This is a genomic window from Aequorivita sp. 609 (assembly GCF_014212065.1).
Classification (GTDB): domain Bacteria; phylum Bacteroidota; class Bacteroidia; order Flavobacteriales; family Flavobacteriaceae; genus Aequorivita; species Aequorivita sinensis.
The window spans coordinates 1-413 of the sequence record NZ_JACJVM010000070.1 but is presented as its reverse complement, the minus strand read 5'-3'; the positions used below and the strand labels follow the sequence as shown (position 1 = coordinate 413).

Sequence of the window (413 nt, the reverse complement as noted above, 5' to 3'; positions counted from 1 at the left end):
GGATTTTCCCAGGGTTTTATTAAGAGATATATTACAAGTGTTCAGACTCCGCGCGGGGTCTTGAAGTTCATGCCGACGGGAGGTTGAGTCACCTGGAGATTCGACAGGCTGCCGAAATCCAGAAGCTTGAGCATCTCCTTGGTGTCGGTGTCGACCTCGATGATCTCCTGATCCAGAGCGGAAACCTCAGGCACATAGTTGTCCCTGCGCTCGCGCTCCTCCTCCTGCAGCTTGATGGAGATTCCCCTGACCGGCCCTCTCTGGATGCGCTTCATCAGGTGCGTCACGTACCCGGCGATCTTGTTGCGCAGCTTCTTGCTGGGGATGATGGCGATCTCCTCGCACACGCGCTTGTTGGTGTGGAAGTCGTTGCCCAGCCGGGTGTAGTACTTCTCGATGATGACCCGAGCGGC

The 413-nt window shown here is 56.7% G+C and carries 1 protein-coding gene; it reads right to left on the bottom strand.

What is annotated here, in order from left to right:
- Positions 1-41: 41 nt before the first annotated feature.
- On the bottom strand, positions 42-413 hold a 372-nt coding region (locus H4O20_RS12720), incomplete at its 5' end, for a 40S ribosomal protein S17 (protein ID WP_185099496.1).